This is a genomic window from Arthrobacter sp. 10T419, from assembly GCF_056394105.1.
Genome location: NZ_JBFTHF010000002.1, coordinates 38073 through 64747 on the forward strand (window position 1 = coordinate 38073; position 26675 = coordinate 64747).

Genomic DNA, 26675 nt, shown 5'->3' on the forward strand with positions numbered 1-26675 from the left:
CTAGTACAGCTCGCCGACCGGGATGTCCACGGCGAGGCGGTTCGACGGCCCGGCCAGCGGGCAGGCCCACGCCTCGTTGTAGGCGCAGGACGGGTTGTAAGCGAAGTTGAAGTCCAGCACGAACTCGGCGTCCGGCCCCGAGCCCGTCACGCCGTGGAAGGCGCCCTTGATGGTGTCCAGCAGGTAGCGGCCCGCGCCGTAGCTGCCGCCGGGCTGGCCGGCGGTGGCGTCGCGGAACGGCACGAAGATGCCGCCGCCGTAGCCGTTGAGCTTCCAGACGGCGAGCTGGCCCATCTCCGGCAGGTCGAAGGTACCCAGCCGGACAAAACGAACGAGGCCGTCGGTACCGGTTTCGACGTTCATCTCCCGTCCGGCGCCTTCTTTCGTGATGGGGACGTGGAAGCGATAGATCGGATCGTAGTCCGCGGTCTTCAGGCCGCCGAAGTTCGCCTTGGCGTCGTCGGTCAGCGGCGAGGCGGGGTGCGTGCCGAACATCCGGTCGCGCTCCTGCCGCCAGTAGGAGTGGGCTTCGGCCGGGTTATCCGCGGCGATCTTACGCACGGCGGCGTAGAGCGCAAAGGTCCGAAGCCGCCAGTCCGCGATGTCGACGGCGGACATTCGCGAGACGCCGTCCGGGCCGTCAACGTCCGCTCCATCAAAATGCTGTTCAGCCATCCCCCCAGCCTAGCCTTGTTTCGCCGCCGGAAACGCGGCGGGCCGTGCCCTCGGAGCGCCGCTGGGGGCCCGTAGACTTCGCGCATGCACAACTCCGCCCCCGCCGGGTCCGCCAACCGCGCCGCCGCCTCGCTGGCCGAACTCGTCCGGTTCCGCACCGTCTCCTCCCGGGTTCCGGCAGAGGTGGACGCCGAAGAGTTCGAGGCCTTCTTGGCGGCCCTGCCCCGGCTCTACCCCTCGGTCCACGCAGCCCTCGAGGTGGAACGCGTCAACGGGGCGGCCCTGCTGTTCCGCTGGCCCGGTACCTCGGAGGATCCTGGCAGCCGCCCTACGGTGCTGATGGCCCACTACGACGTTGTGCCGGCGGGGGACGAACAGGCGTGGACCCATCCGCCGTTCTCCGGCCACAGCGACGCAACCCATCTCTGGGGCCGCGGCACGCTGGACGACAAGGGCCAGCTGGTCGCCATCCTGGAGGCCGCGGAGGCCCTGCTGGGCGAGGGTTTTGCCCCGGCGCACGACGTCTACTTCTCCTTCGGCAACAACGAGGAGACTGCCGGAGACAGTGCCGCAGCGGCCGTGGAGCTGCTGGCCGGCCGTGGGGTGCGGCCCTGGCTTGTGCTGGACGAGGGCGGAGCCGTGGCGGGCGGGGCGTTCCCCGGCGTGAGCCGGCCGGCCGCCGTCGTCGGCGTGGCCGAAAAGGGGATCCTGGACGTGGAGCTGCTGACTCGGGATCCGGGGGGACACGCCTCGACGCCGCCCCGGATGGGAGCGACAGCGCGGCTGGCGCGGGCGATCACCCGGATCGAGCAAAATCCCTTCCCGCAGCGACTCCCGGAGGTGACCGCGGAGATGCTCCGGCGCTTCGGACCGCACGCCCCGGCCCCGCTGCGGGTAGCTTTCGCGAACCTGTCCCTGCTCAGGGTCCCGATGACGTGGCTCTTCGGCCGGCTGGGGAACGAAACCAACGCGATGACCCGGACCACCGTGGCCATCACCACCCTGGAAGGTAGCGCGGGCGCCAACGTGCTCGCCGCCACGGCCAAGGCGAACGCCAACATCCGGGTGGCCGTGGGAGATACCGTGGCCGGAACCGTGGAGCGGCTGCGGAAAGTCATCCGGGATCCGAAGGTGGAACTGCGGGTAGTGGAGGGCAACGAGCCCACGCCGGTGTCCGCCTCCACCGGTCCGCAGTGGCAGCTGCTGGAGGACTGCATCTCAGAGACCTTCCCGGAGACGATCATCACGCCGTACATCATGATGGGTGGCACGGACTCGCGCCGTTTCACCGCGATCTGCGACTCCGTGTACCGGTTCGCGCCCTTCGCGATGGACGCCGCGGACCGCGGCTCGATCCACGCCGCCGACGAAAAAATCTCGCTCGAGACCCTGGGCCACGGCGTCCGCTTCTACGAAACGCTGCTCCGGAGGCTCTGAACCGCGCGGGTGCCCGGCTACGCTGGCAGCATGACTGGCACGGTTCTTACCCGCGGACTCCGGATAGCCGCCGCGCTGGCGCTCACCGCCGGGGCGCTCGCCGGTTGCAGCAGCGAAGGCAAGGGCACGCCGGCCTGGACGGCAGGGAGCCCGGGTGCCGGCTCGACGGCGGCTTCCTCCACCGGTGCGTCGTCCCCGGCCGCCGCGTCAGGCGGCTCGGCCTCCGCGGGCGCCTCTGGTACCGCAACCGCCTCCGCGACGGCTGGTGCCACGGCGGCGGCCTGGAAAACGTACTCCGATCCCGGCAAGAACGTGAGTTTCGACCTGCCGCAGGAGTGGATTGCCCAGTCCGTCACCCCGGCGCAGGGCTCACTGCCGGGGGCGCTCAAGATCGAGGTCAAGGACGCGGACGGCCGGTACCTGGCCACGCTGCAGACCGGACTCCGGTCGCAGGCTGCGGCCGTCTGCAAGCCGGGGACGGCCAAGCCGTACGTGGTGGTCAGCAGCGTTCCGGTGGAACTGCCGCACCTCGGCGGGGAAGGAACCATCGACCCGCATGTGGTGTTCCGCGTGATCCAGGGCTACAAGTACTTCGGCTCGTACGGCATCACCAACGTGGTCGGCGGGGCGGGCGGCAAAGCCTGCGCCCTGCGGAACGTCGTGCGCGGCCCCGAAGGCAAGGGCGATTACTCCTTCGGCGACCTGCTTGAGCTCAAGGCGTTCGCTCCGGACCAGAAAGTCGCCCCGGCCCAGTCCTTTGACACTCTGGGCGAGGCGGACAAATACGTCAACGAGGGCTCGGAATTCGCCAATGTCCAGCGGATGCTAATGTCGCTGAAGATCAAAAACTAGTCCCCCCGCCGGCACCATGGCGGCCCGGGGACATTGCCCTCCCGCTGACAATCCAGCGGCTTCGCTCGCACCCTCCGGAGATTCATGGAACGCATCGTGTCCGCACGCCTGGCCTTCAAGACCGTGGCCGATACCAAGGTCGCGATGGCGGTCGCTGTAGCCCGCAACCCGGGCTACAGCGGATTCGAGGAGTCGCTGTCCGTGACGGCCGGAGGCGAAGACGTGCCCCTGACCGAGCTCTCGGACCACCACGGCGGTCGCTTCCACTACATGGAGTTCGCCGAACCCACCGAGGTGCTGGTGGAGTATGGCGCCACCGTCACCGGATCCGCCGTTCCGGAGGAACCCGGACTGATGGAGCTCATCCGCTACGTCCGGCCCAGCCGCTACGCCGAATCCGACCGGCTCCTCCCGACGGCGTACGCCGAGTTTGGCGGCCTCGACGGCGGGGAGCTCCTGCACGCCGTGCGGAACTGGGTCTTCAGCGAACTGCGCTATGTCAGCGGGTCCTCGCGTGGGACGGACGGCGCCGTCGAGACCCTGCTGCACCGGCGCGGTGTTTGCCGGGACTTTGCCCACCTGGCCATCTCGCTGCTGCGGTCCAAGAACGTCCCGGCGCGGCTGGCCGCGGTCTATGCTCCGGGGCTGAGCCCGATGGATTTCCATGCCGTGGCCGAAGCCCACGTCAACGGCGCCTGGCACGTCATCGATCCGACCGGCCTGGCGCCGCGGGAGAGCATGCTCCGGATTACGGCCGGCCGGGACTCCTCGGACACGGCCTTCCTGTCCACGGTGGGCGGCAGCCTCCTGCTGAAGGAACTGAAGGTCACCGCCACCGTCACCGGCGAGCTGCCGGTCGAGGACCCGGCGGCGCTGCTCGCCATCCGCTAGCAGCCGTTCCGCTGGGCTCGCCCAGGGGCCGACGGCGGAGCAGGACAGCTAGCGCGACGCCACCGAGGCCCGCAGCTTCTCCGTCAGGCGCAGCAGCTCGCGCTGTTCCTCGGCGGTGAGCGCCGGGCCCACCAGGGAGGCGATGTCGCGGACATGCTCCCGCCCGATCGCCTTTTGCAGTTCCCGCCCGGCTTCGGTGAGCCGGATGAGGACGCCGCGGCCGTCGTCGGGGGCGGGCCTGCGCTCCACGAGGCCGCGCTTTTCCAGCCGCTCCACCAGCCGGCTCAGGCTCGACTGGCTCAGCAGCACATGGTCGTTGAGCTCATTCTGGCGGAGCCAGCCGGACGGGCAGCGTGAGAGCGTGAACAGCACGTCGTACTCGTTGAGGGCCAGGGACTTGAAGGCAGGTCCTGCCTGCAGCCGGCGCATCACCGCGACCTGGGCCCGGAACAGGGACTCCCAGGTCTGCGCGGCGAGCCGCACCGGGGAGGCCGGGCTGGTGCCCGGCTCCGCCGGTGCCCCGGCCCGGCCGGCTTCCGCCGGCGCAGCCTTGGCGGACATCAGGCGTCCTGCGGGGCGGCCTCACGGGCCGCCAGCGAGGCGGCCACGCGACCGGCGTGGGTGGGCGGCTCGGGAACGTGGGCCGGAGTCTTCTCGGCGTATTCCTTGCGGAGCACCGGCAGGACTTCCTCGCCGAACAGGTCCAGTTGCTCCAGGACGGTCTTCAACGGCAGGCCGGCGTGGTCGATCAGGAACAGCTGGCGCTGGTAGTCGCCGAAGTACTCGCGGAAGGTCAGGGTCTTCTCGATGACTTCCTGCGGGCTGCCGACCGTCAGCGGGGTCTGCGAGGTGAAGTCTTCGAGCGAGGGGCCGTGGCCGTAGACGGGGGCGTTGTCGAAGTACGGGCGGAACTCCTTCACGGCGTCCTGCGAGTTCTTCCGCATGAAGAACTGGCCGCCGAGACCCACAATCGCCTGGTCCGCCTTGCCGTGGCCGTAGTGCTCGTAGCGTTCGCGGTAGAGGCCGATCAGCTGCTGGTAGTGCTCCTTGGGCCAGAAGATGTTGTTGGCAAAGAAGCCGTCGCCGTAGTACGCCGCCACCTCAGCGATCTGCGGCGTGCGGATGGAGCCGTGCCAGACGAAGGGAGCAACGCCATCGAGCGGGCGCGGCGTGGACGTGAAGTTCTGCAGCGGGGTGCGGTGCTTGCCGGACCAGTTGACCGTGTCCTCATCCCAGAGCCGGCGCAGCAGGGAGTAGTTCTCGATCGCGAGTTCGATCCCGTCCTGGATGTTCTTGCCGAACCAGGGGTAGACCGGGGCGGTGTTGCCGCGGCCCAGGACCAGGTCCACCCGGCCGTCGGCGAGGTGCTGGAGCATCGCGAAGTCCTCGGCGATCTTCACCGGGTCATTGGTGGTGATCAGCGTGGTGGCCGTGGAGAGGATGATCCGCTCGGTCTGCGCCGCGATGTAGGCGAGCGTGGTGGTGGGGGAGGAGGAGAAGAACGGCCGGTTGTGGTGCTCGCCGATGGCGTAGACATCCATGCCGATTTCTTCGACCTTCTTGGCGATCGCAACCGAGGCCTTGATGCGCTCGTGTTCCGTGGGGGTGCGCCCCGTGGTGGGGTCGGTGGTGATATCGCTGACGCTGAATACGCCGATCTGCATGATGTGCCTTTCCGTGACCGGAGACTTCCGGGAGCTGTTTCTACTATAACCGATTTACATGCATTTGCATCTATCACCCTCTATAACGTCCGCCACGCCGGGATATTCCACGTCCTGCGGGGAGCGCGCGGGGCCCGGCCCTAGGATGCAATCAATCGGCTGGCCGCCAGATGCCCAGCCCGCCCGGAAGGTCGCGCCATGCGCCGCGTTGTCGCTTTTCTGTGCCTGGTGGAACTCACCAGCGGAATCCTGCAGGGCTACTACACCCCCATCCTCACCGACATCGCCCGGCACCTGGGGATCCACGACGCCGACGTCAACTGGTTCGAGGCCGCCCAGCTGACGGTCAGTGCCCTGGCCGTGCCGGTGCTCGCGAAACTGGGAGACCTGTACGGACATCGCAGGATCCTGCTCGTCTCCACCGTGCTCACCGCCGCCGCTTCTTGGGGCGTGGCGCTGGCGCCGGATTTCTGGACGTTCCTCGCGGCGTGGTCGCTGCAGGGCTTCTATGTGGTCTGGCTGCCGCTGGAAATCGCCCTCGTCTTCAGCCGGGTGCACGGGCTGCCCGACGGCGCCGCCCGCACCCGCCGCGCGGCCGGGGCCCTTGTCGGCGCGCTGGAATTCGGCGTCATCGCCGGTGCCCTCGCGGCCGGTGCCCTCGTGGAAGCCTTCGCAGGGCAACTGCAGTTGGTGCTGATGCTTCCTGCCCTGGCAGTGACGGCGTGCTGGTTCGCGATCCGCTTCGGGGTGCCGGAATCCACCGAGCGCAGCGGCGGCCGGGTGGATACCCGCGGCTTCGCGTTGCTCGCCGTCGGGCTCCTGCTGATCACGTCCGGACTGACCTTCATGCGGCTGGGCGGCCCCGGGGCCTGGTGGGCCTGGGCGCTGGTCGCGGCCGGCCTGCTGGTCTTCGTTCCGTTCACCCGCGTCGAGCTGGGCCGCGGGGATCCGCTGGTGGATATCCGGATGCTGCGGTCCAAGTCCATGTGGCCGGTGCAGCTGACCGCGGGGCTGTTCGGGGTATCCGTGCTGGGCGCCCAGGCCCCGCTTTCCACCTTCGCCCGGACCGATCCTGCACTACACGGCTACGGGCTGGGGCTGCGCGCCGGCCAGGTCTCGATCATCATCGGCGTGTACGTGCTGGCGTTGCTGGTGGGGGCTTTGCTGTACCCCGTGGTGACGCGCCGGCTGACCCCGCGCTGGACCCTGGTGGGCGCGGCGACCTTGGTGGGGCTGGGCTACCTGCTCTTCCTGCCCTTCCACGGCAGCCTGGCCGAGGCCCTGGTCAACATGGCGGTGGCCGGCGTCGGCTCCGGGGCGCTCGTGGCGGCGCTGCCCTCGGCGGCGGCCGCTGCGGCGCCGCTGAACCGGACGGCGATGGCCACGGGCCTGACCAACACGACCAAGACCATCGGCGGGGCCTTCGCGTCGGCGGTGTTCGGCATTGCACTGCTCGACCACGTGCTGGCCGACGCTGGTTCTGCCGCCGCCGGGCAGACCGCGGCGCCGCTGGCGGGCTACCTCACGGTGTGGACCATCTGCGGGGTCACCGGACTGGCTGCGGCCGCAGCCCTGATGCTGGTACCCAAGCTGGCATTCTCCGACCCGGACCCCGCCCCCGCACACACCGCCGAATCGGCTTCCGCCCCCAACTAGCTCGCAGCTGTTGTCGTTTTGAGGGCCCAAAACGACAACAACTGCCAGCCAGTTGGGAAGGTCAACGCGGCCTCCAGCCCCGGTCCAGGAGCGCGGCGCGGACCTTCGACACCGCAGAGCGGGCGTCGTTGGCCATGTGGCGTTTGGACAACCGGACCAGTGTCCAGCCGCCCCGGCTGAAGTCTTCCTCGCGGGTGATGTCCCGGATCACCTGCCAGGCCTCGGAGTGCCCGTCGCCTTCGTATTCCACCGCCACCAGAAATTCCGGATACGCCAGATCGGGTTGACGCACGACGCCGTTGAGCAACTCCGTGCGCGGGTTCACCTCGGGTTCGGGCAGACCGGCCCGCGTCAGTGCAAGGCGCAGCCGGGTCTCTGGAGCCGAGTCCGCGCCGACCCGGGCCTGCTCCAAGGCGAGCCGGGCCTTCCGGATTCCGGGAGTGCCCTTGTGCCGGTCCAGCATCTCGGCCAGGTCCGCGATGCTGGCGTGGGGATCACTGCGGCCCTCCAGGTCAGCCCGCGGCACACGGATCAGATGGTCGGCCACCACGGTGAGTTCGTCCACCCCCATCAACCGGGACACATCGAGCCAGGTACGGACCCGCGTCGTCACGAGGAGTCCGCCGATACTCACGATCTCATCGGGGAAGAACTGACCGACGTGGCCGATCACGCCAGTCCGCCGGGGGATGGCCATGGAGTCAGGCCGCGACAGGTGGATGCCCGGATCATCCGCCCCCGGTAGGAATCCAGGCATCTCCCAGAGCCGGAATGCCGTGGCGTGCGAGGCGGCCGTGAATTCCGTAATCCGGGTGAAGGGCCGTACCAGCGGCTCCAGGTCGGGCGGCGTTTCCGCGGCGCAAGGAATCCGGATGCCACGGCTCGGCGATGCTAGCCCGCGGTGCCGGAGCCGGCGGTAGCTGACCCCGGCGTCGAGCGCCTCCTGGAAGGTGAAGGGCGCACGGGCAACCGGGTCCGGCAGGGGCTGCGGCGTCTTCATGGCCCCATGCTGGCGAATTCCGGCGGCACCCAGGCGGTTATCCACAGGCCCGGCTCGCACGAACCCAACTAGCTCGCAGTAGTTGTCGTTTTGAGCGGGCAAAACGACAACTATTGCGAGCTAGTTGGGGAGGGGAGGGGCGGGGGCGGAATTTAGTTGCGGAGCGCCGGTGCCTCGTCCGGTTCGTCGGCCTCGTCCTGCTCATCGAGCCGGTCGATGGCGTCCGCGGCGTCCGACGGCGCGGGCTGGGCCCGGCGCCCGTGGGTGGCCTTGCCGCCGTTGGCCTTCTGCAGCGCCTTCCGTTCGCGCCGGCCCTCCACCAAGCGGTACAGCACGGGCACCAGGACCAGCGTCAGGGCGGTGGAGGAAATGAGGCCGCCGATCACCACAATGGCCAGCGGCTGCGAGATGAAGCCCCCGCCGCCGGTCAGTCCCAGAGCCATCGGGGTCAGCGCGAACACGGTGGCCAGCGCGGTCATCAGGATCGGCCGGAGGCGCTGGCGTGCGCCGTGCGTGATCGCGTCCGCCACGCTCATGCCGGGCTCGCCGTTGCGCGGCTGGCGGTACTGGTTGATCAGGTCGATCAGCACAATCGCGTTGGTCACCACAATTCCCACCAGCATCAGCATGCCGATCAGCGAAGGCAGCCCCAGCGGGACGCCCGTCACCAGCAGCAGCGCGATGGCGCCGGTGGCTGCGAACGGGATGGAGACCAGCAGGATCAGTGGCTGCACGAGGGATTTGAACGCGGCGACCATGATCACGTAAACGATCGCGATGGCGGCCAGCAGTGCCAGCCCCAGCTGGCCGAAGGACTCAGCCTGCTGCGTGGTGGCGCCGCCGATCTCTGCCGTGACGCCCGGCGGCAGCTGGACCGACTTGAGCCGGGCCTGCACCTCGGTGCTTACCGCACCCAGGTTTCCGCCCGACGGCGTGACGGAGACGCGAGCGGTCCGCTGGCCGTTGCTGGCCGTAATCGAGACCGGAACCTCCACCTGTTCCACGGAAGCGATCGAGGACAGCGGGACCGGGCCCCGCGCCGTCGGCAGCGGGAGGTCGCGCACGGCGCCGATGCTGGTGAAACGGGTGCCTTCGCCGATCCGGACCGGGAAGTCGTTTGTGCCGATGCGGACGGTGCCGGCCGGGACCGGACTGATCCTGGCGGCCAGGACGCCGGCGACCTGCTGTTCGTTCAGGCCCGCCGCAACGGCCTTGGCGCGGTCCACCTTGACCTGGACCACGGGCTGGCTCGCGGCCAGGTTGGTGCTGACCTCGGACGAGCCGGGAACCCCGTCCATGGCCTTGACCATGGCGTCGCTGGCGGTCTTGAGGTCGGCGGAACTGGCGGCCTTGAGCGTGATGTCGACAGTCGACGTCGTGCCGAATCCGCCCTGCTGCGAACCCACCGTGATCTTGCCGGCGTCGGAGATCTTGGCGAGCTCCTTGCGGACAATGTCCTGCAGCTTGCCCTGGTTGGCCTTCTCCTCGGTCACGACGGTGAAGCTGGAGTTCGCCGCCCCGGTGGACTGCAGGGCTGAGAAGCCGGACTGAGCGTTGCCGGTGGTGACCTGGACGTCCTTGATTCCGTCGATGCCGCGCAGGGTCTTCTCGACCTTGACGGCCGCGGCGCTGCCCTCCGCCAGGCTGGTGCCGGCCGGAAGGGCCTGCCGCACGGTCATGCTGTTTTCGCCGGAACGGCCCAGCAGGTCGGTTGCGAGCAGCGGCGACATCGCTGCGGTGCCGCCGAGGACCAAAACGGCCGCCACCAGGGTGATGACGGGGTGCCGCTGGGTCTTGGTCAGGATCGGGAGGTAGCCGCGCTGCAGGAAGCTGCGCTGCTCGGCCTCGTGGGCCTTCGCGGCGGTCTCGCGGGCTGAGGCTTCGGAAACGTACGCGCCGGCCTTGTCCGCCGGGGTCCGCAGGAACCAGTAAGCCAGCACCGGAACGATGGTCAGCGAGACCAGCAGCGAGGAGACCAAAGCAATCGTGACGGTGAGGGCGAAGGGCCGGAACAGCTCACCGGCGAGTCCGGCGACGAACGCGATCGGCAGGAAGACCGCCACCGTGGTGAGGGTGGACGCGGTGATTGCGCCGGCGACCTCGCGGATGGAGGTCAGGATGGCGGTGATTTTCTGCTCGCCATAACTGAGGTGCCGCTTGATGTTCTCGATCACCACGATCGAGTCGTCCACCACGCGGCCGATCGCGATCGTCAGCGCGCCGAGGGTCAGGATGTTCAGCGAGTAGCCGGTCGCGGAGAGCCCGATGAAGGTGATCAGCAGGGACAGCGGGATGGACACGGCCGTGACCAGCGTGGAGCGCACCGAGAGCAGGAACAGCAAGATGACGGCGACGGCGAAGCCCAGACCCAGCAGGCCCTCCGTGGTGAGGTCCTTGATGGACTTCTCGATGAACGGCGCCTGGTCGAACACCGGGGTGAACTTGGCGTTGGACCCCAGTTCGGCCTCAAGCTGCGGGATGGCGTCCTTGACCGCGTGGGAGATGCCCACCGTGTCGCCCTCGGGCTTCTTGGTGACCGAGACGGCCAGCGTTTCCTTGCCGTTGGTGCGGGTGATCGAGGTGCGGGCGTCCTCGGTGATGCTGACGTCCGCCACGCTGCCGATTGTCGCGGCGTCGCGGGCGCCTCCCAGCGGCAGGGCCTTGATCGCGTCAAGGGAATCCACCGGACTGCCGATCTGCAGCGAGAGCGTCTTGCCCTGCTCCTCGATGCTGCCGGCCGGAACCAGGCTGCCGTTGTTCTTCAGCGCCTCGGAGATGGACGCGATGGTGGTGCCGGAGGCTGCCATGGCCGTCGGCCGCGGCAGGATCTTGATGTGCTGGGTGGCCCCGCCGGTCACTTCGGCGCCGCGCACGCCGTCGAGCTTCTGCAGCCGCGGCACACTCAGGCGGGCCAGGTCCGCGTTGAGTTCGCTCAACGGCTTGTCCGAGGAGACCGCAAGATAGACGATCGGGAAGTCACTGATGCTGCCGGCGATCGCCTGCGGCTGGACGTCCTTCGGCAGCGCCTGCTTCGCGTTGGAGATGGCGCGGTCGATCTGGTTCCGGGCGCGGTCCAGGTTGGAGCCGTAGGTGAACGCCAGGGTGATCTGCGAAACGCCGTTGCGCGACGTCGACGACGTCGACTCCAGCCCCTCGACGCCGTTGAGCGCCGTCTCCAGCGGCCCGCTGACCTGCTTGTCTACGACTTCCGGAGAGGCCCCGGGCATCGAGGTGATGACCGTGATCTGCGGGAACTCGATGGATGGGATGAGCTCCTGCTTGAGCGAGGTCATCGTGATTACGCCGAAGACCGACGCGAAGACGGTGATCAGCGCGATCAGCGCCCGGTTTCCTAGCGAAAGCTTGGCCAGCCGGAACATCTCATGGTCTCCTGATGGGTCGACGGAGGTACGTCACAGCGTGACGTCACAGGGATTGAACGTGCCGCAACCCGGAAGAGTTTCAGCGGGTGGCGCTGACCGGCTCCAGCTGGAGTGCCGCGGCCGTCTCGGCCTCGAGCTTGGCGGCGAGGTCCGGGTTCTCGTTGAGCTTGATGCCGTAGCCCGGCATCATCTCCTTGAGCTTGGACTGCCAGCCCTTGAAGTTCTTGGGGAAGGACTTCTGGAGCAGCTCGATCATGATCGGCACGGCCGTGGAGGCACCCGGGGAGGCGCCAAGCAGGGCGCCGATGGTGCCGTCGCGGCCGGCGATGACCTCGGTGCCGAACTGCAGCACGCCGCCCTTCTTCGGATCCTTCTTGATGATCTGCACCCGCTGGCCGGCGGTGATGAGCTCCCAGTCGCCGTCCTTGGCCTCCGGGTAGTACTCCCGCAGGGCCTCGACCTTGGCTCCGTGCCGCTTGGCGACTTCCTTAACCAGGTATGCGGTGAGATCCATGTTGTCCTTGGCCACGGCCAGCATCGGAATGATGTTGGAGGGCCGGATGGACAGCGGCAGGTCCAGGTAGGAGCCGTTCTTCAGGAAGTTCGTGGAGAAACCGGCGTACGGGCCGAACAGCAGTGAGCGCTTGCCGTTGACGAACCGGGTGTCCAAGTGCGGGACGGACATGGGCGGGGCGCCGACGGAGGCCTGGCCGTAAACCTTGGCGCTGTGCTGGCCGGCGAGGGTCTCGTCCGTGCAGCGGAAGAACTGGCCCGAGACCGGGAAGCCGCCGAAGCCCTTGCTTTCCGGGATGCCGGAGGCCTGCAACAGGTGCAGCGCACCGCCGCCGGCGCCGACAAAGACGAACTTCGCGTGGATCGAGCCGTGCTCGCCGGAGCGCGGGTGCTTGAGTGCAAGGTCCCAGCCGCCGTCGGAGGCACGCTTGATGCCGGTGACGTCGTGGCCGTAGTTGGTTTCCACACCGTTGTTGGCGAGGTAGCCGGTCAGTTCGCGGGTCAGGGCGCCGAAATCGACGTCGGTGCCTTCGGCGGCGCGGGTGGCGGCGATGTGCTGCTTCGGATCGCGGCCCTTGACGATCAACGGTGCCCACTTGGCGATCTGGGCGTGGTCCTCGGAGTACTCCATCGAGCGGAACAGGGGGTTCGGCTTGAGCGCCTCGTAGCGGGTGCGCAGGAACTTGACGTTGGCGTCGCCGACCACGAAGCTCATGTGCGGCACGGTGTTGATGAAGCCCTTGGGGGAACCGATCAGGTTGTTGGTGACCAGGTGGGACCAGAACTGGCGGGAAAGCTGGAACTGCTCGTTGATGTGCAGGGCCTTCGCCGGGTCCACCGAACCGTCTTTGGCTGCGGGGGAGTAGTTAAGCTCACACAGGGCGGCGTGGCCGGTGCCGGCGTTGTTCCACGGATCGGAGCTTTCAAGCCCCGGCTGGTCCAGGCGCTCGAAGAGCGAAATGGTCCAGTTCGGCTCAAGCTGCTTCAGGAAGGCGCCCAGCGTGGCGCTCATGATGCCGCCGCCAATCAGGACGACGTCGGCATGTTGGGTCTTGGAAATGAAAGTCACAATCAGTCTCCGATAGCAGCGGCTCTGGCTGTCACAGAATATCCCCGCACGGCCCACTAACTGAAATTGGGCCGTCCCGTCAAGGCTTTAGTTCGACGTTCGTGAAAACTTCGTTCAGGACCGGCGACGCTGGGTACTTCAGCACCCGGTCTGACAGAGCCAGTGCCGAGATTGGGAACGCAATCGGCACGGCGGGCACGGTCGCGGCAATCTGCGCATTGATGGTCTGGTACTGCTCTGTCCGGTCCTTGCCGTCCGGCAGGCCCCGGGCGCGGGAGATTTTCGAGAACACCTGGGGGTCCTGGTAGCCGAACTCACCGGTATTTTCACCAAAAAGCGGGCCCACGAAGTTATCGGGATCCGCGTAGGACCCGTTCCAGCCGAGCAGATGCAGTGCGTGGTCGCCGGGGGAGGTCACCTTCTGGAGGTAGCCGTCGGACCATTCGACCGGAACGGGTTTGATGTTGAGCCCGACGGCGGTGAGCTGGCGGCTGATCTCCGCGTAGACCTTTTCCGGGGTCGGCAGGTAGGGCCGGGTGACGTTGAGCGGGTAGTAGAACTTCAGTTCCTCACCCTTGTAGCCGGACTCGGCGAGGAGCTCCTTGGCCTTGTTCTGGTCGTAGCCCAGGGAGGGTGCGTTGTTGTTGAAGCCGCTCAGCTTCGGCGGGACGAATTGCGAGGCCGCGGCGGTGTTGTCAATGAAGAACTTCCGGATCAAGGTGTCCTTGTCCAGGGCCATCTCGATCGCCTGGCGGACCTTGAGCTTCCGCAGCACCGGGACTTCCTGGTTCATGCCCAGGTACATGACGGAGAAGGGATCGCGCTGGATGATCTGTTTGCCGCGCTTGACCAGCTGGTCGAAGTTGCCCACGGTCACGGAATCGTAGGCATCGATTTTCCCGTCAAGCAGGGCCTGAAGCCGGGCCTGCGGGTGGTCGTAGGTGACGAAGTTGATGGTCCCGATCTGGCCCTTGTCGCCCCAGTAGCGCCTGTTGCTGTTCAGGGTGACGGTGTTGTTGTCCCAGGAGTCGAAGACGTAGGGGCCGGTGCCCACAGGGTGCAGGGCGTAGGCGGACACCGGCTGGCCTTCGCGCTTCTGGTTCAGCACGTCGGCCGACTGTGCGGCCAGGGCGTGCGGCGAGGAGATCGCGAAGGCGGGCAGGGTGAGCGCCTGGAGGAAACCGGTGAAGGGCTGGGTGAGATCGATCCGGACGCTGTTTGCCGCCAGCGCGGTGCAGCCCTTGTAGATGGACAGCGACGCCTGGTCCGCGTGCGCCATAAACACACCCTTGAAGGTGCTGCCGGGTGCCTGCTTGCGGAGGGCGGCGGGGAAGTTGAACCAGCGCTTGAAATTGGTGCACACGGCCGCCGCATTAAAGGCCGTGCCGTCCTGGAACTTCACGTTCTCGCGGAGCTTGAAGGTGTAGGCGCGGCCGTCGTCGCTGGTCGTCCATTCGGTAGCCAGCAGGGGTGTTGGCTTGCCGCTGGTCTGGTCGACGCCGATCAGGCCCTCGAGGATCTGGCGGGTGATGCGGTAGGAGTCGACGTCGGACACCAGGGCCGGATCCAGGCCGAGCGGGCGCGAGGCGGTGCCAAAGGTGAAAGTGGCGGTGGGCCCGGCGTCGGACGCGCTGGCGGAGGTGGGCGAGGGTGCGGGGCCCGGCGCTCCGGTGCACGAGGCCAGCGGCAGCAGGAGCAGGACGGCGCCGAAGCCGGCCGCGATGCGGCGCAACGCCCTGCGGGGGCCGGTACTGATGGGCGCGGTACTGCTGGGCACTGAAGGAATCACCTCTGGGAACTTGTTGGCCGCCGGCTGCGGAACAGCCCCAGTCTAGTTGACCCGCCCGGAGGGAACAGGCGAAGGCCCGCACCGTCCGGTGCGGGCCTTCGTTTCTCCAGGTGGATCCAGGGAGTCAGGCTGGATCCGGGTCAGGAGGTCTTGGTGATGCCTACTTGGGCATCAGGACCGAGTCGACCATGTAGACCGTGGCGTTGGCGGTCTTGACGCCACCGCAGACCACGTTGGCGCCGTCGACCTTGAGAGCGTCCTTGCTGCCGGTGACGGTCACGGAACCGCCCTGGACGGTCTTGTGGGTGCCCACGATTTCAGACGGGCTGATCTTGCCGGGAACTACGTGGTAGGTGAGGATCTTGCTCAGCAGGGCATCGTCCGTCTTGAGCTTGTTGATGGTGGCGGCGTCGATCTTCTTGAACGCGTCATCCGTCGGAGCGAAGACAGTGAATTCGCTGCCGTTCAGGGTGTCCACCAGGTTGACCTTGGGGTTGAGCTTGCCCGAGACGGCGGCCGTCAGGGTGGTCAGAATCGGGTTGTTGGAGGCGGCTACGGCCACCGGGTCCAGCGCCATGCCGGCGACGGAACCCTTACCGTCGGGAACCTGCGAGGCGTAGGCGGCGCAACCGGAGCCGACGAGGTCCGCTGCCGGGTCCATCGCTGCGGCGGAGGAGCTCATGGACGGTGACGGGGCCATGCTGGAAGACATGGCGGACTCCGACGGCGTGGAAGCGGGAGCCGAGGAGCTGGATCCCGTGCTGGAACCGCCGCAGGCAGTGAGGCTGAGCATGGCTGCAGCAGCGATACCTGCAACGGCGAAAGTCGTGCGCTTGATGGTCTGCATTTCGATTCTCCTTTGTTGTGCCGATTTCATTGCCTTCAGCGACGTTTTTGCCGCTGTGGCCTTTCTCCGACTGTCGGGCACCGACCCTTGGTTGGTGTCTCAATGGGTATTCGCGGGCTTGGCGGAAAGAGATGGGTGGGAATCGAAATTCTTTTTCGGAACCGGTTCAGGGCGGCGGGGCGGGCGGGCGGCTTCGCCGGGATTCCGGGCTTTTTGGCGGGTGCGGGAAGGGCGGTCCCCGGTCTAGTTCCAGAGTTAAACAGCAAAACCCCGGTCCGACGACCGGGGTTTTGCATTGTGCGCAAGGGGGGACTTGAACCCCCACGCCCGAAGGCACAGGAACCTAAATCCTGCGTGTCTGCCAATTTCACCACTCGCGCGCGGCGCCGTCGTTCGCGGGCCCGAAAGACCCTCGACGGCGGATGCCAGGCACCAGTCTACAGTTCTGCCCCGCAGCCCGGCGCCGGGGCCGGGCTGCGGGGCAGGGCAGCTAGGCGTCCAGCTTCAGGTCGCGGAGCAGCTTGGCGACGTGGCCGGTAGCGCGCACGTTGTACTGCGCCAGGGTGACTTTGCCGTCCGGACCGACCACCACGGTGGAACGGATCAGGCCCTCATAGGTGCGGCCGTAGTTTTTCTTCTCACCCCATGCCGCGTACGCCTCGGCCACCGCGTGGTCCGGATCGGAGAGCAGCGGGAAGCTGAGTCCTTCGGCCGCCGCGAAGCCCGCGAGCTTCGCGACCGGATCGGGGGAGATGCCGACGACGTCATAGCCCGCACCCTGCAGGGCCGCCAGTGAGTCTCGGAAGTCGCAGGCCTGCTTGGTGCAGCCCGGCGTGGCAGCCGCCGGATAGAAGTAGACCACCGTGTTCCGGCCGCGGAAGTCCTGCAGGCCGACCTCGCGTCCGGCCGAGTCCAACAGCTGGAAGTCCGGCGCGTCGTCTCCGGGAACGAGTCGTTCAGGCATGTTTATCTCCTTGACAATTTTAGGGAATTCCAGCCTAGTGAGCCCGGGCGCGGCCCACGAATCGCACAATCGCTATACTCTTTGGTATGCCTGATATGGATCGCTGGCCCACGGGCCGCCTATTGTCCACGGCAGCACGCCTTGTAGAACACTCCTGGAATGAGAAGCTGGGGGCCATTGGCCTGACCCATGCCGGGGTCATTGCGATGGAAGTGCTCTCCGCTCAAGGACCCATGACCCAAGCGCAATTGGCGCAATTGGTCCGCGTCCAAGCCCAGACCATGGGCAAAACCCTGAGCCGGCTTGAAGCCCACGGTCACATCTCCAGGGAGCGCAGCGCCTCGGACCGCCGCAGCCACGTCGTCACCCTGACGGACCGCGGCCGCGAAGCCGTCGTTGCGGCCGCGGACATGGAGCGCTCGGTGCTCGCCGCCGCTTCGATCGATCCCGACTCCCTGCGGCACGAGCTGCAGTCCGTGGTCCGGGAACTGGCCAACCGCATGTCCACGACGGAAGCGAAGGCGATCGTCACAGCGGTGGAGCCTACTGTGTCCGCCGAAGCCAACTAGGCCGCGGTCGCCCACTGGCGCCGACTAGTTAGGGCACTGCCGGCGCTTGCTCCGGACCCCGATAGCCCGGCGCGGGAAACAAGTAGCCACTACTGGGTTCAAGCCAGCCCTGCTGGGCGAGCATGAGGTCATGACAAGGTACGTCCTCGAAGCCAGGTCCCTGGAACATCACTGCCAGTGCTGCGGCGAATACGCCACAACTGTTTTCTGTGAGGGCTGCGACCCTCACGAAGAGGCGCCGGCGAAATCCTAGCCGCTGTTCGCCGGCAGCCGGTCCCGTCGCAACGTGAGTCCCGCGTTTGACGCGGGGCTGCATTGGGCTGTTCCCTGATCCAGCCCACCCCGTGTCCTGACCCCTCGCCGGGTGGAGGCTCGCATAAGGTTTTCCTATGGAAACGGTGCCACCGCCTGAGCTGGAAGGGCAGACCTCGATCAACGAGCTGCTCGACGAGCCGCTGGGCACTGAACCGATCCAGCTCGCGTTGCCCATCCATTTCCAGCTGGCGGCAGCCGGTCGGCGCTAGGCCCGGGCCAGCGCCGTAAGGGCGCGAGCTGTCCGGAAATCCCGAGGCGCCGATCCGTGGAACGTAGGATGTCTAGGATGCGAACGCGTAAGAGTGCCTCTTGGGCTGTCACGGCCCTGGCCGTCCTTGCCCTGGTTGCCGCCACTGCCCTCGCTGTCGCCGCCCCGGCCGACGCCGAACCCTGCGGTCCGGTCGTGTTGATCCCCCTGGGCCGATGCGAGCCCTCGGCCACCCCCACCCCGACGCCGTCGAGCACCGTCAAGCCCCCGGCTACGGCTCCGGCAGCACCGTCGGCACCGCCGGCCGCTCCGGCACCATCGTCCGCCGCACCCTCCAGCCCGACACCGGCCCCCTCCGCGAAAACCGCCGTCCGGGCGGCGCCCTCCAAGGCCCCGGTCCAGGGATCGGGCGCGGCCTCGGTCCCGGCCGGGGCCACTGCTACGCCCTCTGCGGCGGAGGGAACGCCGTCGTCGCCGCAATCCGCCGTTTCGGAGGCCCCCGCGGTCGTTGCGCAGGTTTCACAGGGCCGCGGTCCTGAACTGCGCGCGGGGGCGTTCCTGCTGGCGGCCGGAGGCCTGCTCCTGTCAGCCTGGGCACTTTTGGGGCTCAGGCGCCGCGGGGACCGGGCTCCCTAAAAAGGCCCCGGACAGCGTCGCGCGCCCCGCTCACAGGTTAGGACGTTGCTGTCTGCACCGGCAGGAAACGCGCAGGAAAGACCAAGGGCTCCCGCAATTTGCGGCGAGACCCGATGCTTCTGGGTTAAAGTTCTTTCGGAGACCCGGGGCTGGTTGAGCGCGTACGTTTCCCGCTCTCGCCCGTCCGCCGGCCGACGCCGGCCATGCCCTGAGGACCCGCATGACCACAAGGCGTCTTTCCACGGCCGTCGCATCACTGAGCGCGGGCGCTGTCCTGCTCGGCACCCTCTTCGCCTTCCCGGCCGCAGCGGCTACGGATCCAGCCATCGATTCACGCCCGGTCGCTTCCCCCTTGACTGCCTCGGCGCCCCCCGCGGGGGCCAGCGGCCGCTTCGTCGTGAAGTTCAAGACCGGAACCGCCGGAACGGCCAACGCCCGGGCCAAGGCTTACGGCCAGGCGGCCAGGAGCTCGGGCGTCTCCGTCAAGGAGCTGCACGCCACGGCACGCGGGGCGGCCGTCGTCCAGGCCGACGGCGCGCTGACCCCTCGGGGGAGCGACAAAGTCCTCGCCTCCCTGCGCGTCCAGTCCAACGTCGAATACGCCGAGCCAGACACCTTCGTCCGCCCGGCATCAACCCCGAACGATCCGCTGTACCCGCAGCAATGGGACCTGTCCGAAGACACTGCAGGGATGCGCGTGCCCGCGGCCTGGGACACCACTTCCGGCCTGGGCGCCGTTGTGGCCGTCATCGATACCGGCATCACGCCCCACAGCGACCTGACGAACGTCCTCCCGGGCTACGACTTCATCTCCGACAGCACTAAGTCGAACGACGGGGACGGCCGCGACGGCGACGCCAGCGACGCAGGGGACTCCTGCAACGGCTCATCGTCGTCCTGGCACGGAACCCACGTCGCCGGGACGATCGGGGCGGCGGCCAACAACGGCATCGGCATCGCCGGCGTCGCCTATTCCGCCAAAATCCTCCCGGTCCGGGCCCTCGGCACCTGTGGCGGCTACCTAAGCGACATCGCCGACGCCGTCATCTGGGCCGCCGGCGGAACCGTTACGGGAGTCCCGGCCAACGCGAACCCCGCCAGGGTCATCAACATGTCCCTGGGCGGATCCGGCCAGTGCGGCAGCTACTTCCAGTCCGCACTCGACTACGCCGCCGCGCAGGGCGTCACCGTCGTCGCCGCCGCCGGCAACGAGAATTCACCCGCCTCCGGCTCCACCCCGGCCAACTGCAACAACATCATCACCGTCGGCGCGACCGGACGTGAAGGCAACAAGGCCTACTACTCCAACTACGGTCCCGAGGTCGACGTCAGCGCCCCCGGCGGCGACAGCTCCACCGGCCGGGCCAACACCATCCTCTCGACCTGGAACAATGGCACCACCGTGCAGGGCTCCGAAACGTACGGCTACATGCAGGGCACGTCGATGGCCGCCCCGCACGTGGCCGGCGTCGCGGCCCTCATGCTGTCCGCGGACCCGGCCCTCACCCCGGCCCAGGTCGAGACAATCCTCAAGGAGACGGCCAGGCCGCTGCCGGGCACCTGCAGCACAGGAGGCTGCGGCAACGGTCTAGTGGACGCGGCCGCCGCCGTCGGCTCCGTACTGCCAAGTGCCGTCCCCTACATCACGGCCGGCGTGCCGCGGATCGACGGGGACGCCGTCGTCGGACACGCGCTTACGGTTTCGGCGGGAACGTGGTCGCCCGAAGGAGCCTCACTGAGCTACCAGTGGAGGCGCGACGGCGTCGCGATCCCCGGCGCCACGGCCGGGACCTACCCGGCCGCGGCCACGGACGCAGGCGCCCTGTTGAGCGTCACGGTGACCGGCTCCGCCGACGGCTACAACCCGAGTGCGGCCACCACCAGTCCCGTCGCAGTGGTCCCGCAGCCTTCCCTCTCGGGGACGGCCAGGGTCGGCTCGACACTGGCGGCCGGCCCCCAGGACTGGCCGGCCGACGTGGCACGCCAGTACCAGTGGGTCCGGTCCGGCGTAGCGGTCAGCGGGGCTACCGGGACCCATTACACCCTCGGAGCCGGCGACCTTGGCCAGACCCTGAAGGTCCGGGTGACGGCATCGTGGCCCGACCAGAGATCGGCCACCCTTGACTCGCCTTCGTCGGCTGCCGTGGCGCGCGGTACCCTTACCGGCCCGACACCAATGATCAGCGGCACCCGCAAGGTGGGCTACACGCTCACAGCGGTACCGGGCACCTGGACTGCCGGCACGTTCCTGAAGTACCAGTGGTACCGCTCCGGTCTTCCCATCAGCCGGGCCACCGGGCCCAAGTACACCCTCGGGGCCGCCGATCAGGGGAAAATCATGCGGCTGCGGGTCGGCGGGATCAAGGCGGGGTACACCACCATCGTGAAGGATTCCGCCACGACCGGTGCCATCGCGGCGGGAACACTTGTTTCCACGCGGCCCTGGATCTCCGGTTCCGCCCGCTACGGGTACACGCTGACCGCCAACACGGGCACCTGGACCGCCGGCACTGCTTTCCGCTACCAGTGGTACCGGTCCGGCGCGGCAATCTCCGGTGCCACCGGCCGCTACTACCGGATAATCTGGGCCGACCGCTACGACGTCATGAGTGTGCGCGTTGTGGGCTCGAAGGCCGGCTACACCAGCCTGGCCCGGTACTCGGGGTACAGCGCCCGCGTCCCGTAAACCCCCGCGTGCCGCAAGAACCCGCGGCAGAAGAAATGCAGAAAACGGCGCCTGAATCCCGCGCAGGCGGCACCCCCGCATGTTTACTGGTAGCGGGGGCGGTGAGTTGTGTGCTGGCTCCGAACGGAACGTCAGCCGCCAGACTCGTCGAGAAGAAAGCTGGACCATGATCGAGGCATTCGGCCTTACCAAGACCTACGGGAAGCGCACCGCCGTTGACGGCGTCACGTTCACCGTCCGGCCAGGGCAGGTGACCGGCTTCCTGGGCCCGAACGGGGCCGGCAAGACCACCACCATGCGCATGATCCTGGGACTGGACCGGCCCACCGCGGGGCGGGTGCTGGTGAACGGACGGCCGTATGCCGGGCACGCGGCGCCGCTGCACGAAGTCGGTGCCCTCCTGGATGCCAAGTCTGTTCACCCGGCCCGCAGCGCTTTCAAACACCTGTCCGTTCTGGCAGCCACACACGGCATAAGCCGCAGCCGCGTCGAGGAAGTCATGGCGATGACCGGGATCTCGGAGACGGCCCGCAAGCGCGTCAAAGGGTTCTCTCTCGGCATGGGCCAGCGCCTCGGCATTGCTGCCGCACTGCTGGGGGATCCCCGGACGGTCATCTTCGACGAGCCTGTCAACGGACTCGATCCGGAAGGCGTCCAGTGGGTCCGCAACCTGGCCAAAGGCCTCGCCGCCGAGGGCCGGACGGTCTTCCTTTCCTCGCACCTGATGAGCGAGATGGCGCAGACTGCCGACCACCTGATCGTCATCGGCCGGGGCCGGATCATCGCGGACGCGCCCGTAGCCGAGATCCTTGCCCAGGGGCAGGACAGGGCGCTGGTGCGCAGCGACCAATCAACCCGGTTGCAGGCGGGGCTGGCAGCCAGCGGGATCCTCTTTCGCGAACTTGAACCGGGCCTCCTGGAAGTCTCCGGTGCCGAACCGCGGAAGATCGCCTGGATAGCGCGGGAATGCGATGCACTGATTCACGAGTTGACCCCGGTCCGGGCGACGCTCGAAGAGGCCTTCATGGAACTGACCCGCGACGACGTCGAATACCGCTCTGCCGCATTGGCCGGGGCCGGAGAGGGAACCCGATGAGCACCACAGTAACCTCGAGCAACGGTGCCACTGCCGTCCCTCGCCGGGACAGCGGGACCAGGCTCACCTTCCTCCGGGCCGTGCACGCCGAGTGGATCAAGCTGACCTCGCTGCGTTCCAGCTACGTCATCCTCGCCGTCGCGCTGCTCGGCATGGTCGGGGTCGGCATGCTCAAAGCCTTCTCCGTGGCAGACATGGCTGCCTCGTTCGCCGTCTACGGCGGGCCCGCTGGAGCTGAGCGGGAGGGCATCCTGAAGGAATTCAGCATATTTGCCCGCGAGGTCCCCGCAACCGGGATCATGGTCGCCCAGTTCCTGATCGCCTCCTTGGCCGTCATCCAGATCGGCTCCGAATACAGCACCGGCATGATCACCACGACGCTCACCGCCGTGCCACGCCGGATGACCGCCGTGCTGTCGAAAACGCTCGTCATCGCCGCAACCGCCTTCGCCACCGGCATCCTCGGAGCTCTCATCTCGTACGCTGTGGCCCAGCCGATACTGCAGCCGCAGGGTCTGGGCTACGCACTTACCGCCGACGGTGTGGTCCGGAGCATTCTCAACGCCGCCGTCTTCCTGGCTCTGATCGCCGTCCTGGGCCTTGGCATTGGTGCCATGCTGCGCAACAGCGCCGGCGGCCTTGTCGCCACGCTGGGCATCCTCATGATTCTTCCGGTCATCGTTGCCATCTTGTCGGGCCTGGGGGACGCCTTCCAGGACGTCGGCTTGTTCCTGCCCGCGTCCGCCGGGGGCGACATGGTCGCCATCCGGACCTCGCCCGAGCGGCTAACCCCGGTCCAGGGCGGCCTTGTTGTGCTTGCCTGGACGGCAGCCGCAGTGGGCGGCGGACTCGCGTCGGCGAAGTACCGCGATGCCTGACAGCAACGCCTGACAGCAACGCCTGACCGGGTCGCCGCCGGCGTCGCATGTGTGTACGCTCCCGGCGGCCCTGGATGTCAGGGCCGCCGATCCATGCAAACAAAAAACCCCGTCTTTCCGGTCAGACCGAAAAGACGGGGTTTTGGCTTGTGCACCCCCCGGGACTCGAACCCGGAACCCATTGATTAAGAGTCAATTGCTCTGCCAGTTGAGCTAGAGGTGCAGCTGTTGTTTTCGTTCGCCCCGGGCTTTTTATTACCCGCGGTGTTCTCCGCAACGACATGAAACTCTACACGAGTTTTAGTGCAGTGTGAAATCGAGCGGCCGACGGGGCTCCCCGGCTAGTTGGACAGCCCCAAAACCAGCACAAAATCAGGGTTTTGGCCGTTGCTGAGCGCCCAGAGGCGTCCGTCCGGGGCGAGCGAAACGTCGCGGATCCGACCATATTTGCCTGTGAAATAGGCCACAGGATCGCCGGCAAATTCGCCGCGCAGCGGTACCGCCCAAAGCCGCTGGCCACGCAGGGCGCCGAGGTAGGCCGTGTCGCCAACGATTTCGAGCCCGCTGGGCGAGGAGTCCGCCGTCGAGGGCCACACCACTTTGGCGTCAAGGAACCCTTCGCGGTGCGGGGCTCCCGTCACCTCGGGCCAGCCGTAGTTGCCGCCGGGGACGATCAGGTTCAGTTCGTCGTCTCTGTCCGGACCGAATTCGCTCGCCCACAGCCGGCCCGCGCTGTCCCAGTCGAGCCCTTGGACGTTCCGGTGCCCGAGGCTGTAGACGGGGTTCGAGCCGAAGGGGTTGCCGGGAGCGGGTCTCCCGTCCGGGGTGAGGCGCAGGATCTTGCCGCCGAGGGCGTTGCGGTCCTGGGGTTGGTCGCGGCGCTGGGAGTCGCCGGTTCCGACGTAGAGGTACCCGTCGGGGCCGAACCGGATGCGGCCTCCGTTGTGTGTGGAGGCCTTGGGAATTCCGGTGAAGATGGTTTCGGGGGCGCCCAGATCCGGGAGGCCGTTCCCAGCGAGCCGGAAGCGGGCGATCCGGTTGTCCGGCCCGGCCGTGAAATACGCGTACAGATACCGGCCGGCCGCAAGCTGAGGAGAAAGGGCCAGCCCCAGCAGTCCGCCCTCGCCGCCGGGGACGACGCCGGGCACTTTGCCGACCGTCGCTGCGGGACCGCCGCCTGGCGGCACGGACTTTAGCAGCGCGCTGTCCCGTTCCGAGATAAGGGCAGTGCCGTCCGGCAGGAAGACCACCGACCAGGGCAGCGTCAGCCCGGCGTCGATGCGGCCGGCAACTCTCAGGACGCCCGCAGCCGGCTCGCTGCTGGCGGGCGGGCTGCTGGCGGCCGGGCTGCTGGCGGGCGGCGGGGGAGCGGTGGAGGGCGCGGTGGGACTGCCGGTGCAGCCGGCCGCGGCCAGGGACGCAGCCAGTACCGCCACCGCCGCTGCCCGGGCCGCCCGCCGCTGCGACCGCCGCTGCATTGCTACAGCCGGGAGCGGCGGGGCGGCCGGAAGCCCGCTGCTTCCGCATGGGCGGCGGAAAGGAACCAGACTTCTGCGCGGGTCTCCTCGTAGGAGGGGCTGGTCTCGTCGTGGTAGATCATCGAGGAGGCGTTGCCCTTGACGGTGAAGCCCTCCGGGCCACTTCCATCCGCGGCCGGCGCGGCAGATCCCTCGCCGTACGGCTGTTCAACGGCCAGATGCCCGGAGGGCGCAGCGGTGTGGCTGGCTGAGCCCTCGGTGAGTGCGGCCGATGATGCTGCCTGCGCCGTCTCCAGCTCCGCAGCCTCGGCCGCGGCGGACTCCGCGCCGGGGAGGGTGGGGGCGTGTGGCTCGGTGTATTCGGCGTGGTGCACGGGGGTGTGTGCTTCCGACGCTTCGGCGTGGGCGCCGTGGGCCAGGTGTTCGCCGTGGCCCCCGTGCGAAAGGTCGTGGTGCGTGGCGGCATGTGCCTCGGCCGGCGGCGTCTCCGACCACTGGGTCTCCCACTCGGAGCTGCCCGCTGCGGTGCCGCCCGTTGCGGTGCTGGCCGTTGCAGCGACGCCCGCTGCGGTGCCGCCGCTGGCGACGGCGCTTTCCTTGGGTGCGTCCTCGGCGGTGGTGCTCCCCGCCTGCGCAACCGCCACGTCGTCGTCGGCGGTGGTCGGCGGCTCCGGCTCGGCGTTGCTGAATCCGGCGGCGGACGGCATTCCCGTGGTCGCGGCCGCGGCGGCCGATGCGGCGGCGGTCCCGCCGGACAGGGCGCCGTCGTGGCTTGCCCGGTCCTCGGCAGCCCTCGACGAGGCTCCGGACCCGGTGGACGTCGGGGTTCCAGCGCCACTGCGGGCATTGTTGCGGTTCAGCTGCCACCACACGACGCCGACAATCACCACGATGACGATGAGCCAGATAATCCAATCCATAGCCGAATCCTTCTGTCCAGGCGGCAAGGTTGCCGCTGTTTGACGTTACGTCCGGCCCGACGCGGCTGTCCAGCGTTCCGGACCGGCCCCGTGTAGCCTCGCATCATGGACTTCAAGCGACTGCGGATTCTTCGCGAGCTGGCGGACCGCGGCACCGTGGGGGCCACCGCCGAGGCCATGCGGGTAACGCCTTCCGCAGTCTCACAACAGCTCAAGACCCTGCAGGACGAACTCGGTGTAGTGCTTGTGGAGAAGTCCGGCAGGGGAGTGCGGCTGACTGAGGCAGGGCTGGCCATGGCCGGCGCCGCTGCGGAGGTCTCCACGGCCATGGCCCGCGCTGAGGCAACCATCGACACCTACCGCCTCGGCTGGCAGACGCACATCAAGGCGGCGTTCTTTCCGAGTGCCGCGGAAATGTTCCTGCCGGGACTGTTGCACCGCGTGAAGGAGATCGACGGACTGCGCTTCGAGGCGCATTTCGAGGACCCCGGCGTCGCCGGCTTCGCCGCGCTGGCCGCGGACTACGACATTGTCCTGGCCCACAGCGTGGACGGACCCGAGGTCTTCGCCCGCCAGGGCCTCCAGGTGATCCCCCTGATAGAGGAACCGCTGGACGTGGCGGTGCCGGCGGACCACGAACTGGCCGGCAAGGCGACGCTCAGCGCCGAGGACGTCGTCGGGTTCCCCTGGATGGGCGTGCCCGACGGTTTCCCCTTTGATACCGTCCTGCGGCAAATCGAGATGCAGGCCGATTCCCCTGCCCTGCGGGCGCAGCTCTTCCCGGACCTGCGGGTGCTGGAGGCGCTGGTCAGTGCCGGGCACGGGCTGAGCCTCCTGCCGCGCTACACCGCCCTGAAGAACCAGGGGCGAGGCTTTGTGCTCCGCCCGCTCCGCGGCGTCAAGGCCAGCCGAAGCATCGTGGCCCTGGCTCGTCCCGAGGCCGCCGCCCGGACCACCATCCAGCAGGTACTCATGCTGCTGAAGGCGGAGGCCCAGGCGGTCGCCGAAGCCCCCGAGCTGCGTGACGCGGCTCACAGCATCTGAGCCGAACGAGCCGCGGAGTCCAAGGGGTGAGACAACCGTCCACTATTTGGGCGAAATATTCCCGGTTTTACGCTTAATGAGCCAGTCCGGCTCGTTGCTGCCGAC

General features: G+C 68.0%; 22 protein-coding genes and 2 tRNA genes. 11 read left to right on the forward strand and 13 right to left on the reverse strand.

Annotation, left to right across the window (positions count from 1 at the left end; all coding sequences use genetic code 11):
- Positions 1–675 (reverse strand): DUF1684 domain-containing protein, encoded by a 675-nt coding sequence (locus tag AC1DBD_RS03840; RefSeq protein ID WP_441417409.1) that lies wholly within the window; start codon positions 673–675, stop codon positions 1–3.
- A gap of 84 nt (positions 676–759) precedes the next feature.
- Here AC1DBD_RS03840 and AC1DBD_RS03845 point away from each other — a divergent pair, with 84 nt between their 5' ends.
- The 3 genes from AC1DBD_RS03845 to AC1DBD_RS03855 all read left to right on the forward strand — a co-directional run bounded on the left by AC1DBD_RS03845 (position 760) and on the right by AC1DBD_RS03855 (position 3855).
- Positions 760–2112, forward strand: a complete 1353-nt coding sequence (locus tag AC1DBD_RS03845) for a M20/M25/M40 family metallo-hydrolase (protein WP_476981472.1) — start codon at positions 760–762, stop codon at positions 2110–2112.
- A 30-nt stretch (positions 2113–2142) separates the two neighbouring features.
- Positions 2143–2964 carry a hypothetical protein gene (locus tag AC1DBD_RS03850; RefSeq protein WP_476981473.1) on the forward strand — a complete coding sequence of 274 codons (822 nt, stop codon included), beginning with the start codon at positions 2143–2145 and terminating at the stop codon, positions 2962–2964.
- Positions 2965–3048: 84 nt separating this feature from the next.
- On the forward strand, positions 3049–3855 hold the full coding sequence (locus AC1DBD_RS03855; protein WP_441417412.1) for a transglutaminase-like domain-containing protein: 807 nt from the start codon (positions 3049–3051) through the stop codon (positions 3853–3855).
- Between the two features lie 48 nt (positions 3856–3903).
- Here the strand turns inward: AC1DBD_RS03855 and AC1DBD_RS03860 are convergent, their stop codons facing one another.
- The gene (locus AC1DBD_RS03860; RefSeq protein WP_476893349.1) at positions 3904–4416 is read right to left on the reverse strand and encodes a MarR family winged helix-turn-helix transcriptional regulator; all 513 of its coding nucleotides are present in this window, start codon (positions 4414–4416) and stop codon (positions 3904–3906) included.
- Positions 4416–5519 carry an LLM class flavin-dependent oxidoreductase gene (locus AC1DBD_RS03865; RefSeq protein ID WP_175322930.1) on the reverse strand — a complete coding sequence of 368 codons (1104 nt, stop codon included), beginning with the start codon at positions 5517–5519 and terminating at the stop codon, positions 4416–4418. The genes AC1DBD_RS03860 and AC1DBD_RS03865 overlap by 1 nt, the downstream gene beginning before the upstream one ends.
- Before the next feature lie 198 nt (positions 5520–5717).
- On the opposite strand from AC1DBD_RS03865, the gene AC1DBD_RS03870 reads away from it, so the two are divergent.
- Entirely contained in the window at positions 5718–7175 is a 1458-nt protein-coding gene (locus tag AC1DBD_RS03870; protein WP_476981474.1) for an MFS transporter, read from the forward strand.
- 61 nt (positions 7176–7236) lie between these two features.
- On the opposite strand, the gene AC1DBD_RS03875 is transcribed toward AC1DBD_RS03870, so the two are convergent.
- From AC1DBD_RS03875 to bcp, 7 genes are all read right to left on the reverse strand, one after another.
- Complete coding sequence (locus AC1DBD_RS03875; RefSeq protein WP_476893351.1) at positions 7237–8175, reverse strand: endonuclease domain-containing protein; 939 nt, start codon at positions 8173–8175, stop codon at positions 7237–7239.
- Positions 8176–8327: 152 nt separating this feature from the next.
- On the reverse strand, positions 8328–11555 hold the full coding sequence (locus tag AC1DBD_RS03880; protein WP_476926332.1) for an efflux RND transporter permease subunit: 3228 nt from the start codon (positions 11553–11555) through the stop codon (positions 8328–8330).
- A gap of 82 nt (positions 11556–11637) precedes the next feature.
- Positions 11638–13140 (reverse strand): malate:quinone oxidoreductase, encoded by a 1503-nt coding sequence (locus tag AC1DBD_RS03885; protein ID WP_441417418.1) that lies wholly within the window; start codon positions 13138–13140, stop codon positions 11638–11640.
- Positions 13141–13219: 79 nt separating this feature from the next.
- Positions 13220–14872 (reverse strand): ABC transporter substrate-binding protein, encoded by a 1653-nt coding sequence (locus tag AC1DBD_RS03890; RefSeq protein ID WP_476893374.1) that lies wholly within the window; start codon positions 14870–14872, stop codon positions 13220–13222.
- 217 nt (positions 14873–15089) lie between these two features.
- Entirely contained in the window at positions 15090–15776 is a 687-nt protein-coding gene (locus AC1DBD_RS03895; RefSeq protein ID WP_441417419.1) for a fasciclin domain-containing protein, read from the reverse strand.
- 298 nt (positions 15777–16074) lie between these two features.
- Positions 16075–16156, reverse strand: a tRNA-Leu gene (locus AC1DBD_RS03900).
- Between the two features lie 110 nt (positions 16157–16266).
- A complete protein-coding gene (gene bcp, locus AC1DBD_RS03905) occupies positions 16267–16740 on the reverse strand; it encodes a thioredoxin-dependent thiol peroxidase (RefSeq protein ID WP_441417420.1) in 474 nt (157 codons plus the stop codon).
- A 95-nt stretch (positions 16741–16835) separates the two neighbouring features.
- Between bcp and AC1DBD_RS03910 the strand changes: the two genes are divergently transcribed.
- From AC1DBD_RS03910 to AC1DBD_RS03935, 6 genes are all read left to right on the forward strand, one after another.
- Positions 16836–17309 (forward strand): MarR family winged helix-turn-helix transcriptional regulator, encoded by a 474-nt coding sequence (locus AC1DBD_RS03910; RefSeq protein WP_441417862.1) that lies wholly within the window; start codon positions 16836–16838, stop codon positions 17307–17309.
- A 389-nt stretch (positions 17310–17698) separates the two neighbouring features.
- Positions 17699–17833, forward strand: a complete 135-nt coding sequence (locus AC1DBD_RS03915) for a hypothetical protein (protein WP_441417421.1) — start codon at positions 17699–17701, stop codon at positions 17831–17833.
- A gap of 77 nt (positions 17834–17910) precedes the next feature.
- Complete coding sequence (locus AC1DBD_RS03920) at positions 17911–18468, forward strand: hypothetical protein (RefSeq protein WP_476981475.1); 558 nt, start codon at positions 17911–17913, stop codon at positions 18466–18468.
- 220 nt (positions 18469–18688) lie between these two features.
- Positions 18689–21154, forward strand: a complete 2466-nt coding sequence (locus tag AC1DBD_RS03925; RefSeq protein ID WP_476981476.1) for a S8 family serine peptidase — start codon at positions 18689–18691, stop codon at positions 21152–21154.
- Between the two features lie 166 nt (positions 21155–21320).
- Complete coding sequence (locus tag AC1DBD_RS03930; RefSeq protein WP_476981477.1) at positions 21321–22250, forward strand: ABC transporter ATP-binding protein; 930 nt, start codon at positions 21321–21323, stop codon at positions 22248–22250.
- The gene (locus tag AC1DBD_RS03935; protein ID WP_476981478.1) at positions 22247–23128 is read left to right on the forward strand and encodes an ABC transporter permease; all 882 of its coding nucleotides are present in this window, start codon (positions 22247–22249) and stop codon (positions 23126–23128) included. The genes AC1DBD_RS03930 and AC1DBD_RS03935 overlap by 4 nt, the downstream gene beginning before the upstream one ends.
- A gap of 150 nt (positions 23129–23278) precedes the next feature.
- Here the strand turns inward: AC1DBD_RS03935 and AC1DBD_RS03940 are convergent.
- The 3 genes from AC1DBD_RS03940 to AC1DBD_RS03950 all read right to left on the reverse strand — a co-directional run bounded on the left by AC1DBD_RS03940 (position 23279) and on the right by AC1DBD_RS03950 (position 25526).
- A tRNA-Lys gene (locus AC1DBD_RS03940) sits at positions 23279–23351 on the reverse strand.
- 118 nt (positions 23352–23469) lie between these two features.
- Entirely contained in the window at positions 23470–24606 is a 1137-nt protein-coding gene (locus AC1DBD_RS03945) for a PQQ-dependent sugar dehydrogenase (protein WP_476981479.1), read from the reverse strand.
- 2 nt (positions 24607–24608) lie between these two features.
- Positions 24609–25526 (reverse strand): sunset domain-containing protein, encoded by a 918-nt coding sequence (locus AC1DBD_RS03950; RefSeq protein WP_476981480.1) that lies wholly within the window; start codon positions 25524–25526, stop codon positions 24609–24611.
- Positions 25527–25631: 105 nt separating this feature from the next.
- Between AC1DBD_RS03950 and AC1DBD_RS03955 the strand changes: the two genes are divergently transcribed.
- A complete protein-coding gene (locus AC1DBD_RS03955) occupies positions 25632–26570 on the forward strand; it encodes a LysR family transcriptional regulator (RefSeq protein ID WP_441417428.1) in 939 nt (312 codons plus the stop codon).
- Positions 26571–26675: the final 105 nt, after the last annotated feature.